General features: G+C 62.2%; 13 protein-coding genes. 2 read left to right on the forward strand and 11 right to left on the reverse strand.

All coding sequences use genetic code 11. From position 1 onward, the window contains the following. Window positions 1-4 precede the first annotated feature (4 nt). Entirely contained in the window at window positions 5-1,123 is a 1,119-nt protein-coding gene (locus IVA95_RS38010) for an amino acid ABC transporter permease (protein WP_247515194.1), read from the forward strand. 34 nt (window positions 1,124-1,157) lie between these two features. Here the strand turns inward: IVA95_RS38010 and IVA95_RS38015 are convergent, their stop codons facing one another. From IVA95_RS38015 to IVA95_RS38065, 11 genes are all read right to left on the reverse strand, one after another. Further along, the gene (locus tag IVA95_RS38015; RefSeq protein ID WP_247515195.1) at window positions 1,158-1,982 is read right to left on the reverse strand and encodes a phosphodiesterase; all 825 of its coding nucleotides are present in this window, start codon (window positions 1,980-1,982) and stop codon (window positions 1,158-1,160) included. Between the two features lie 72 nt (window positions 1,983-2,054). Continuing rightward, complete coding sequence (locus IVA95_RS38020; RefSeq protein ID WP_247515196.1) at window positions 2,055-3,332, reverse strand: ABC transporter substrate-binding protein; 1,278 nt, start codon at window positions 3,330-3,332, stop codon at window positions 2,055-2,057. A gap of 31 nt (window positions 3,333-3,363) precedes the next feature. Then, window positions 3,364-4,200: a carbohydrate ABC transporter permease gene (locus tag IVA95_RS38025; protein ID WP_247515197.1), complete on the reverse strand. Its 837-nt coding sequence runs from the start codon at window positions 4,198-4,200 to the stop codon at window positions 3,364-3,366. Beyond that, window positions 4,197-5,147 carry a sugar ABC transporter permease gene (locus tag IVA95_RS38030; protein ID WP_247515198.1) on the reverse strand — a complete coding sequence of 317 codons (951 nt, stop codon included), beginning with the start codon at window positions 5,145-5,147 and terminating at the stop codon, window positions 4,197-4,199. The genes IVA95_RS38025 and IVA95_RS38030 overlap by 4 nt, the downstream gene beginning before the upstream one ends. Further along, entirely contained in the window at window positions 5,140-6,297 is a 1,158-nt protein-coding gene (locus IVA95_RS38035) for an ABC transporter ATP-binding protein (RefSeq protein ID WP_247515199.1), read from the reverse strand. Before IVA95_RS38035 ends, IVA95_RS38030 begins: the two co-directional genes overlap by 8 nt. Before the next feature lie 143 nt (window positions 6,298-6,440). After that, window positions 6,441-6,803 carry a DUF1428 domain-containing protein gene (locus tag IVA95_RS38040; protein WP_247515200.1) on the reverse strand — a complete coding sequence of 121 codons (363 nt, stop codon included), beginning with the start codon at window positions 6,801-6,803 and terminating at the stop codon, window positions 6,441-6,443. Between the two features lie 149 nt (window positions 6,804-6,952). Beyond that, on the reverse strand, window positions 6,953-7,690 hold the full coding sequence (locus tag IVA95_RS38045; protein WP_247515201.1) for a thioredoxin family protein: 738 nt from the start codon (window positions 7,688-7,690) through the stop codon (window positions 6,953-6,955). A gap of 15 nt (window positions 7,691-7,705) precedes the next feature. Then, complete coding sequence (locus IVA95_RS38050; protein ID WP_247515202.1) at window positions 7,706-8,047, reverse strand: SRPBCC domain-containing protein; 342 nt, start codon at window positions 8,045-8,047, stop codon at window positions 7,706-7,708. Further along, complete coding sequence (locus tag IVA95_RS38055) at window positions 8,047-8,517, reverse strand: metalloregulator ArsR/SmtB family transcription factor (RefSeq protein WP_247515203.1); 471 nt, start codon at window positions 8,515-8,517, stop codon at window positions 8,047-8,049. The genes IVA95_RS38050 and IVA95_RS38055 overlap by 1 nt, the downstream gene beginning before the upstream one ends. A gap of 143 nt (window positions 8,518-8,660) precedes the next feature. Next, window positions 8,661-8,915, reverse strand: coding sequence for a DUF3551 domain-containing protein (locus tag IVA95_RS38060; protein ID WP_247515204.1), 255 nt, complete (start codon window positions 8,913-8,915; stop codon window positions 8,661-8,663). Window positions 8,916-8,997: 82 nt separating this feature from the next. Continuing rightward, the gene (locus IVA95_RS38065; protein ID WP_247515205.1) at window positions 8,998-9,975 is read right to left on the reverse strand and encodes a tripartite tricarboxylate transporter substrate binding protein; all 978 of its coding nucleotides are present in this window, start codon (window positions 9,973-9,975) and stop codon (window positions 8,998-9,000) included. A gap of 151 nt (window positions 9,976-10,126) precedes the next feature. Between IVA95_RS38065 and IVA95_RS38070 the strand changes: the two genes are divergently transcribed. Beyond that, window positions 10,127-10,546, forward strand: coding sequence for a VOC family protein (locus tag IVA95_RS38070; protein ID WP_247515206.1), 420 nt, complete (start codon window positions 10,127-10,129; stop codon window positions 10,544-10,546). Window positions 10,547-10,766 lie beyond the last annotated feature (220 nt).

Below are 10,766 nucleotides of genomic sequence, written 5' to 3' on the forward strand. Positions count from 1 at the left end.
TGCCATGACGGTGATCACGGACGCTCCGCAAAATCCGCTTCGCTTCGACGCGCGATCCCGCCGGGCTCCGGCCGGCCGCGCCATCCGGTGGCTACGCGCGAATCTGTTCGCCTCGGTCACATCAAGCATCATCTCCGTGCTCCTGATCGCGCTGCTCGCCAAGGCATTCATCAGCCTCGTGCAGTGGGGCTACTGGAATGCGATCTGGATCGTTTCCGGCAACCAGACCGGCCCCTGCCGGTCGATCCGTGGGCTCGGCGCCTGCTGGGCCGTCATTCCCGAAAAATATCGCTTCATCCTGTTCGGCACTTACCCCTTCAATGAGCAGTGGCGGGCGGCGCTGGTGTGCCTCATCTTCATTGCGCTGTTCTGGGTGTCGAGCCGGCGCAATTGGTGGCGCAAGGAATTGGTGCTGGTGTGGGCGGCGGCGTTGGTCCTGATCGGCGTCTTGATGTGGGGCGGCGTGTTCGGGCTGTCCTACGTTTCACAGGATCGCTGGGGCGGGCTGCCGGTGACGCTGATCCTGGCGACGTTCGGGCTGGCGTTCGGCTTCCCGCTCGGGATCGTGGTGGCGCTGGGCCGCCGTTCAAAGTTGCCCGCGATCCGGTCGCTCTGCGTACTCTATGTCGAGTTGATCCGCGGCGTTCCTCTGATCAGCCTGTTGTTCATGGCGAGCGTGATGTTTCCGCTGTTCCTGCCCGACGGCGTCAACATCGACAAATTGCTCCGGGCGCAGATCGCGTTCGTGCTGTACGCCGGCGCTTATCTTGCCGAAGTCATCCGGGGCGGCCTCCAGGCCATTCCGAGAGGACAGCACGACGCCGCCGACGCGCTCGGGCTCACCTACTGGAAGAAGAACGGCCTGATCATCCTGCCGCAGGCGATTCGCCACGTGATCCCGCCGCTGGTGAATACGTTCATCGCCTTCTTCAAGGACACCAGCCTGGTGCTGATCATCGGTATCTTCGACCTCCTGACGACGGCGAAGACCTCCATCATCGATCCCGCCTGGCAGCAGTTCAGCGTCGAAGTCTACGTGTTCGTCGGGCTGATCTATTTCGTGTTCTGCTTTGCGATGTCGCGCTACAGCCGGCAGCTGGAAGCGCAGTCCCGGCCGGGCTGACGGCCGACCGCGGCGTGCCTGGCGTCGCCCGGCCTTACCGGTCGGTCCATTCGATTGCGGCGTGGTCCTGCAACGAAAACAGCGGTCCATCGTAAAGGAACGAGCATTGGTGAATCACCACCTGCCCGGCGCTGACGGTTACGTGCGAATAGTCCGGCAGTTCGTGCGACCCGGGAATGTGATTCGCCGTATCGAGATCGAACGCCACCTGATGCGATAGCGCGCGCTGGATATGGAAGGGAATGCCGCGCCAGATGCCCGAGATCGGCCGGTGCAGATGGCCCATGAATAGATAGTCCGGCTTTCGCGTGCGTGCGATCACGTCCCATTCGGCCTCGGGATTGGCGAGCTTGATGCCGTCCATGTAGCGCAGTCCGGTATCGAACGGCGGATGATGCTGAAACAGCAGAAGCGGGCGATCGACTGGAGCCGAAGCAAGCGCGTGTTCGAGGAAAGCGAGCCGCGCCGCGCACAGCCATCCGGCATGATCAGGGGCGGCCTCGTTCAGCGTATCCAGCGTGACGATCGTGGCGGCATCGAACAAGTGAATGGATTGCACGAAGCCGGATTCGTCGCGCGGCACGCCGGGGAAGAAATGGCTAAACGGACCGCGCTTGTCGTGGTTGCCCATCAAGAGGATGGTCGGAGCCTTCAGCCGCGCCAGGACCGAAGCAAGATTTTCGTAGGCCGCCTCCTCGCCCCAATGGGCAAGGTCACCGGTCACGATCACGAAGGAAATGTCCGGATGATCGCGGTTGATCCGCTCGACCGCCGAGCCGAGCCGCTCGGTGGGATCCAGCCCGTAGAGCTTACGGCCACGGGCGACGAAATGAGTGTCGGTGAGGATGACGAATTTCATCGAACCATGGTCTCCCTGTTAACGACCGCCGCGGCGTGGTAGCCGCAGCGGTTCCTGGTAAGGCAGTTGCCGTCAACGCACCGAACCCACCGTCTTCGGCAGCAGCTTCTGCACGTCGCTGGTCATGTCGGCGAGCACGGCTTCCGGCTCCTTGGTGCGCGCGCCCGTCACGATGGAGTTGAGATGATCCTTGATCACGTCGGTGATCTTGAGGCCGTTGTCGCCGGGGAAGGCGTACCATTTGGTCAGCAGCGCGAGCTGGCTGACCGCGGTGTAGTTGTTCGGATTCTTGACGTAGAAATCCTTCAGGTGGACGTCATTGGCGACCTTGTTCGGCGGCATGTAGCCGGTGGTCTCCGCCATGATCGCAGCGCCCTTCGGGCCGGTCCAGAATTTTACGACCTCCCAGGCCGCGTCACGCTTGGCCTTGTCCCTGGCCAGAATCATCACGACATTCCCGCCGGCCGGCAACCGGCCGTTCGGCGACACCACGTCCGGAAACGTGTGGGTCTTCAACTCGAACTTGCCGCCGATCATCTGCGTGGTCTTGTTGAGGTCGGAGGTCGAAGTGACGTGAATGCCGGTCTTGCCGGCGGCAAAGGTCGCGCGCATCGCCGGCTGGTCGAGATTGGGCATGCCGGCTTCACTGACAAGGCGCGCCAGCGTCCTGATCGCGAACTGGCCTTCCGGCCCGTTGAACGCCACCTTGTTTTCCTCGGCGTTCAGCATGGTGCCGCCGCGCGAAAACACCGGCGCCTGCCACAGCCAGTTGCCGGTGATGTCCCAGGCGTAGGTGATGCCGTTGATGTCGGGACCGAGCGCCTTGATCTTCTTGGCGAGATCAATCAGCCCGTCCCACGTCTGCGGCAGGTTAGCCGGGTCGGCGCCGGCCTTCTTCGCCAGATCGAGATTGACGTAGACGATCGGCAGCGAAATCGCGAACGGCAGCGCATAAACCTTGCCGCTCGCGGTGCCGATATCGAACATCGCCTGATGGAAGCCCTGCCTGTCGAAATCCTTCTCGGCTGCGATATAGCCGTCGAGTTCGGCCGGAATGTTCTTGTCGACCAGCACGCGGATGCGGTTGAGACCCTGGAACGATACATCGGGCATCTGGTTGGTTACCGCCTCGCGCAGTACTTTCTGGGTGCCTTCCTCGTAGGAATCATAGGGCGCGCGCAGCGTGACCTTGATGTCCGGCCGCACCTTGGCGAACTCCTCGATGATGCGCTTGTGGGTGCCTTCGAACAATTCGGCATAAGGATATTGAACGACGACTTCGGTCTGCGCATGCGCGAGACCGGCGGCGGCGAACGAAAGGGCGGCTGCGGCAATCCATGTTCTGAACATTGTCGTCTCCCTGAGGTTTGAAAAAACTCGGTTACTTGATGCCGGTGAGCGTGATGCCTTCGATGAAGCGTCGCTGGGCAAACAGGAAGGCGATGACGAGCGGGGCGATGATGACGATCGCGGCCGCCATCAGCGGCCCGTAATTGGTTCCGGCCTCATTGTTGCGGAAGTGCGCGACCGCAAGCGGCGGCGTCTGCAAATGCTCGCTGTTCAGCACGATCAGCGGCCAGAAATAGTCGTTCCAGTGGGCAACCACCGAGAAGATGCCGAACGCGGTCACCGCCGGAATCGCAGTCGGAAGCATCACGCGCCAGACGATGCCGAACTCGGAAATTCCGTCCATTCGCGCGGCGTCGATCAGGTCGTCGGGCACGGTCTTGAAGAACTGACGCATCAGGAAAATGCCGAACACCGAGATCGTGAACGGCAGCACCAGCGCCGCATAACTATCGAGAACACCCAGTTTGTGCAGCAGCAGGAATACCGGGATCGCGGTCGCCTGCGGCGGAATCAGGATGCAGAACACGACGAGCGCGAACAGCACGCCACGTCCGAGAAAGCGCAACTTCGCGAGGGCGTAGGCGGCAGGCAGGGCAACCAGCACCTGAAGGCCGAAGATCGAGATCGTGACGATCAAGCCGTTGAGCAGATAGCGCCATAGATCGGCTTTGGCGAAGGCTATCTGGAGATTGTCCCACAGCGCGAAGTGGTAGGGGATCAGGTGCAGATCGGATGAAAAAATCTCGGTTTGAGGCTTTGACGCGGTCGACACCATCCAGATGAAAGGCGTCAGCATCACCAGCGCTCCCGCCAGCAGCACGACGTGCCGGATCGCAGACCACAGAAGCATGCGGGCCCGCGGGGTCATGCGTAGTGCACTTCCCGGTTGCCGAGCGCTGATTTGAGCAGCGTGAGCAGCAGCACGAAGGCCAGGAACACGACGGTCACGGCCGCGCCATAACCGGAGCGGAAGAACTCGAAGCCTTCGGTATACATCGTGTAGATCAGCACTTCCGACGATTTTGAGGGGCCGCCTTTGGTCAAGACCTGAACGGTGTCGAACACCTGGAATGAGCGGATTGCCGAGATCGCCACCACGAACAGGGTGACCGGCCCGAGCATCGGCCACGTCACTAGGCGGAAACGCGACCACGCGCTTTCGGCGCCGTCGATCTCGGCCGCGTCGTAGAGATGCTTCGGGATCGAGACGAGGCCGGCGAGAAACAGCACCATGTTGAAGCCGGTGGCCTGCCAGATACCGATCACGCACAGCGAATAAAGCGCGGTGCCGCGATCCTGCAGCCAGCTGTGGCCCTGCAGGCCGGTGGCGCGCAAAAGTCCGTTCACCAGGCCGAACTGGGGATGCAGCATGAATTCCCAGACGATAGCCATGGCGATCAGCGTCGCCATCACGGGAAGGAAATAGACGGTGCGATATAGGCTTCGCAGACCGCTTCCGCTTTGGATCAGGAGCGCAACGCCGAGCCCGAGCGCCACCGCGCCGGGCACTACGATCGCGACATAGGTCAGGGTGTTCTTCAGCGAAATCCAGAACACCCGGTCGGCGAACATCTCCCGATAGTTCGAGAGGCCGATCCAGGAGAAGGCCGGCGCGCCGAGCTGATAATCCGTAAACGAAAGCGCGATCACGCCGGCGAGCGGGCCGATCAGCATCAGCAGCATCAGCACGAAGGCCGGCGCGGCCAGCGCGTAGGCCGCCGGCGATCGCCCTGTCCGCCGGAAGCTGGCAAGCACCCGCGCAGGGACGCGTGGCGCCGTCGCCACTCCCTGCAGCGTGGCGGCGGCGTCAGACAACGGCCATCTCCCGTGGCCGCTCGACGCGCGACGGGACGGAGGTCGCGATCCGCTTACCGTTGACGTCGAAGGCGCGAACCGCCTCCGGCGCAAAGCCGTAGCCGACTGTGGCTCCGATCGCCGGCAACTGGCTGGGGTCGTTGACGCGCGCCACCACGGGCGCATCAATGCCCGCGCTGCCGATATGGACGAAGGCTTCCGATCCCAGATTTTCCAGATGAACGACCGTGCCCGAAAGGAGCCCGTGCGAAACCAGCTCGATCCGCTCCGGCCGGACGCAGATGCGGCACTCACCTTCCGGCGCCGGTGTTGCCAGATTGAGAAGATGTCCGAGCATCTCCAGCCGGCCATCGCTGCGGACACGACCGGGAAATGCGTTTATCTTCGGCGTGCCGACGAATTCGGCGACGCGGATATCGCGCGGATCGTCATAGATGGCGGCGGGCGTACCCACCTGAATCAGCTCGCCGGCAATCATGACCGCAATCCGCCCTGACATGGTCATGGCTTCGGCCTGGTCGTGGGTGACGTAGATGAAGGTCGTCTTTAGCTGGCGGTGCAACTGGGCGATCTCGGCGCGCATGTGCACGCGAAGCTTGGCGTCGAGATTGGACAGCGGCTCGTCGAACAGAAACGCGCGCGGCTGACGCACGATGGCGCGGCCAACCGCAACGCGCTGGCGCTGGCCGCCGGACAATTGGCCGGGCTTGCGCTTCAGCAACGGCGAAATTTCGAGCTGCTCGGCCACCCTTTCGACATCGTCGCGAATAACGCGTTCGGCGCGGCGGCGACCAGGCATCAGCCGGCCCACAAACGGCGCGCGCTCCAGCGCGGACAGGCGCTTCATCCGCAGCGGAACGGCGATATTGTCAAACACGCTCAGGTGCGGATAAAGCGCGTAGGACTGGAACACCATTGCCAGATTGCGCGCGCTCGGCCTGATGCCGTCGGCACTGGCACCGTCAATCCGGATTTCGCCAGAGGACTGCGGTTCGAGACCGGCGATGACGCGCAGAAGCGTGGATTTGCCGCACCCCGACGGACCGACGAGGGAGATGAACTCGCCGTCCTCGATCGTGAGATCGATACCTTTCAGGACCTCGGCGCCGTCAAAAGCCTTGCGAAGCGCCCGAATCTCGATCTCGGCCATTGCAATCCGGTATCCGTGGGTGCGGTACCGGATGTCCTAAAGACCTTGTTTGACAGTTATATCACAAGGGATCGAAGCGGGCGGGCTTGGCCCCAGCTTTCCACCGTGGCCCGTGCATTTGCCGACGCACGGACCAATCGCGCCTACACCTTCACCAGGCTTTCGAAACCGCCATAGATCATCCGCTTGCCGTCGAACGGCGGCTTCGCTTTCGGATCCATCATCTCGTTGAGCCGCGGGTCCGCCATCACCTTGGCGTTGATCTTGTCGCGCTGGGCGCGCGACTTGTAGGTGATCCAGGCGAACACGACGGTCTCGCCCGGCTTCAACTTGACGCTGCGTGGGAACGAGGTGAACTTGCCGACCTTGACGTCCTCGGCGACCCATTCGCGATAATCCAGTGCGCCGTATTCGCGCCAGATCTTGCCGGCCTTCTTCGACAGGCGGGAGTAGGCTTCGAGATTCTTCTTCGGTACGGGGACGATGAAGCCATCGACGTAGGGCATGCGGAGTTCCTCTTCACATTTCTCGCCATCATTGCGAGGAGCTCGCGACAAAATTGCAAAGCAATTTTGCGCTGAAGCGACGAAGCAATCCATCTTCCTTTGCGGCCCGATGGATTGCTTCGCTTCGCTCGCAATGACGGTCAGGCTTTTCAGCTCTGACAACAAGATGCATGAACTGGCGCGGGCTGGTATTGGTCACGTAGCCGCACCCAATCCATTGGATAAGGCAGGCCTTCCTCGTGACGCCCAAGCGGGGTGAGGTCGAGATAGTGGTAGGCGGCGTTCATCATGTCGAGGCCGCGCGAGAAACAGGAATAGGTGTGGAAGATGGTCCCGGCCTCGTCGCGGTAGAACACGCTGATGCCCGGCGCCTCTTCGCCGCCGAAGGAAGTGGTGCCGAAATTATAGAGCGTGGTGCCTGACTTGAGCTGCTCGGGCGTGAACGAGACGCCGTAATCGTAATTGAACTCATTTGCTCCCGACGACAGCCAATCGAAGGTCCAACCCATCCGCTGCTTGAATGCGGTAAGCTTTTGCAGCGGCGCGCGCGAGATCGCGACCATCGTGGTGTCGCGGGCGGCCAGATGCGGGATCATGCGCTCGAACCCGTCGGCCCAGAACGAGCAGCTCTTGCAGGCCTCGTTCCAGTCGGGCGCAAACATCAGGTGCTGCACCACGAGCTGGCTGCGCCCCTTGAACAAGTCGCCAAGCGAGACCCTGCCGCCGGGCCCATCGAACACGTAATTCTTTTCTACCTTGACCCAGGGCAGCGAGCGCCGTTCTTCGTTCAGACGCTCGCGCGCTCGGGTGTATTCCTTCTCATGCGCAAGGTGCGCCTTGCGGGCGGCGATCCATTCCTCACGGGAGACGACGGGGTGCGGCTGCATGGGCGGCTCCTTTGTTCAGGCCAGATAGCTTTCGAGCTTACCGAGGAATTCGGTCCAACCGTGCTGGTGATTGTCGCGCGCCTTCTCATCGACGAACTGCGCGTGATTGAAGACGAGCAGCGAACCGCTGCCTTCCGGCTTGATCGAAATGGTCACCAGCGATTCCCGCTCCGGCGTGGAATGCCAAGCCCAGCTGAAGACCAGCCGCTGGTTTGGAACGACCTCGCGATAGATGCCGCCGACCTCGTTGTAATCGCCGTTGGCGCGGAAGCTGATGCGGTAACGGCCGCCGACGCGCAGATCGATGTCGGCTTTGACCGAGCCCTCCTCCACCGAGGTCGGCCCGAACCATTGCACTAGCTTTTGCGGGTCGGCCCACGCGGCGTAGACTTTTTCGGGCGCCGCGCTGAACCGGCGCGTGAGCGTGAGGCTGGGGCGCGCGGCGAGTTCGGCGTCGCTGATAGCATCGTGCTTGGCAAGGCTTGACTGGGTGGCCATGGGTCTTCCTCCACAAAAGCGGCAAGGCGGTCGAGATTGTCGGACCAGAAGCGCTGGTAGCGATTGAGCCAGTCCATCGCCTGCTCCATCGGGCTGGCGGTCAGCCGGCACGCAACCGTACGGCCGGTCTTTTCGCGGGCGATCAGGCCGGCGTCCGACAGCACATCGAGATGCTTCATGATCGCGGGCAGTGATATCGAAAACGGTTGCGCCAATTCGCTGACCGACAGGCTTTCGCGATCGCCGAGCCGCACCAGCAGTGCGCGCCGCGTCGGATCGGACAGCGCGGCAAAAGTGCGGTCCAGAACATCCTCTTTATACTTAACCATATGGTTTAGTATAAGCGCAAACAAAACACCGTCAAGCCGGCGTGTGCATCACGAAGTCGCGAGTAGCGGAAGAAGAGACACCGATGGCCGGATCGTTCAGCGCGAACAGTCCGGCCATCATGCGGAAGGATTGCGAGGTGCGATCAATAGTCCCGATAAACCCGCATCCGCCGCTGCTGCCCATAGGCGAAGCGCGGATTGACGTTGCAGTAGAGCGCGCGTCCTGACGCTGATGCCATGCACTGCCCATAGCTAGCATACGAGCAATCGCCGGGAATGCCGATGCCCCGACCCTGGAGGCAGTAGGGATAGTCATAGGCCGCCGCGGGTGAACTGCCCGCGATGGTGGCGACTGTCGTCGCCGACAGCGCCAATGCCGCTACTATTGCGTTACGCATCTTCGATCTCCTTCACATGACGCAAGGCCGCGTCGTCTTTGCCATAAAACACCGCGGCCCTGCCTATGTTCCGTGACGAAGATCACTGCACCTTTTCGACCTTGGCTTCCTCGATCACCTTCTTCCACTTTTCGGTTTCGGCCACGATCATCTTGCCGAACGCCTCCGGCGGCCCGATCAGCGGCTCGCCGCCGAGATCGGTCAGCTTGGCCTTGATCGCCGGCTCGGCGAGGATCTCGTTGATCTCCTTGTTCAGCTTGGCGATGACCTCCTTGGGCGTGTTCTTCGGTGCGCCGACGCCGAACAGCGCGCTCGCCTCATAGCCCGGAACGGTATCGGCAAGCACCGGCACGTCAGGCAACAGCGGCGACTTCGCCGTGCTGGTGACGGCCAACGCCCGCACGGAGCCGGCGCGGACATGCTGAAGGATCGAGGGCATGTTGTCAAAGATCACCTGGACCTGGCCACCGAGCAGATCGGTGATCGCAGGCGCGGCGCCGCGATAGGGCACGTGCTGCATCTTGGCGCCCGTCATCGCCATGAACATTTCGCCGGACAGATGCACCGAGGTGCCGTTGCCCGACGAAGCCAGGTTCACCTTGCCGGGATTGGCCCTGACGTAGGCGATGAACTCGGCGACCGTCTTGGCCGGAACATCCTTGTTGACGGTCATCACGTTCGGCACGCGGTTGAACGCCGCGATCGGCGCGAGATCGCGCACGAGATTGAATTTCAGATTGGCGTAGAGCGTGGCGTTGATGTAGTTCGCGGGATTGACCAGCAGCAATGTGTAGCCGTCCGGCTCGGCATTGATGACGGACTCCGTCGCGATGTTGTTGCCGGCGCCGGGCTTGTTCTCGATCACGAATTGCTGGCCGAGCCGTTCGGAGAGCCGCTGGCCGATCAGCCGCGCAATGATGTCGGTCGCGCCGCCCGGCGGATATCCGACGACCCATTTCACCGGCCGGGTCGGATAATCCGCCGCCGAAACGCTGCCGATCGAAGCGGCAGTGGAAAGGCCGATGACGGCCAGGCAAATCGCGGTACGGCGTGAAATCATAAAACTTCTCCTTGGAGGCCGGGGTTCAGGCCCGGTCCGTTTCTATTGAGGCGCGGTTTCTATTGAACCGAACGCGGCGCGCGTTGTAACAAACAAACCCGGGTGCGGCCAGTGGGGCGCAGCGTCGCTGACCGCGACGAAAGGATAAGGCATGTCTGTCAGGGTTAACGCTCTCGACCATCTCGTCATCAATGTGTCCGAGGTGGCGCGTTCCGCCGATTGGTACCGGAAGATCCTCGGCATGGAGGTCAAGGTGTTCGATCCGGGTCCGGGCAAAACGCCGCGGACCTCGCTGGTGTTTGGTAACCAGAAGATCAACGTGCGGCCGCGCGACGCCGACAAGGTCGAGTGGTTCACGGCCGATCACGAAACCGCAGGCAGCGACGATCTATGTTTCCTGACGTCGAGCACGCCGGAGGAAGTCGTGGCGCACCTGAAGGCTAACGGCGTCGCGATCGAGGAAGGCCCGGTCGCGAGGCAAGGCGCCCGCGGCACGCTGCGCTCGGTCTATTGCCGGGATCCGGACGGGAGCTTGATCGAGATTTCGTCGTATGAGGATGGGGCGAAGTAGGCACCGCTCTCTCCCCGTCATTGCGAGAAACGCCAACGACGAAGCAATCCATACCGCCCCGCGGACGGTCTGGATTGCTTCGCGGAGCCTGTCATCGGGCGCGCATTCGCGCGACCCGTTGGCTCGCAATGATGGGGTGGACGGCCCCCGAACGGCATCGATGTGCCAGACTGGCGATGCTGAGTCGAACCAGACAAGGGGACCGTCCATGACGAAGATT

Origin of the sequence: Bradyrhizobium sp. 157 (assembly GCF_023073815.1) — a bacterium.
Classification (GTDB): Bacteria; Pseudomonadota; Alphaproteobacteria; order Rhizobiales; family Xanthobacteraceae; genus Bradyrhizobium.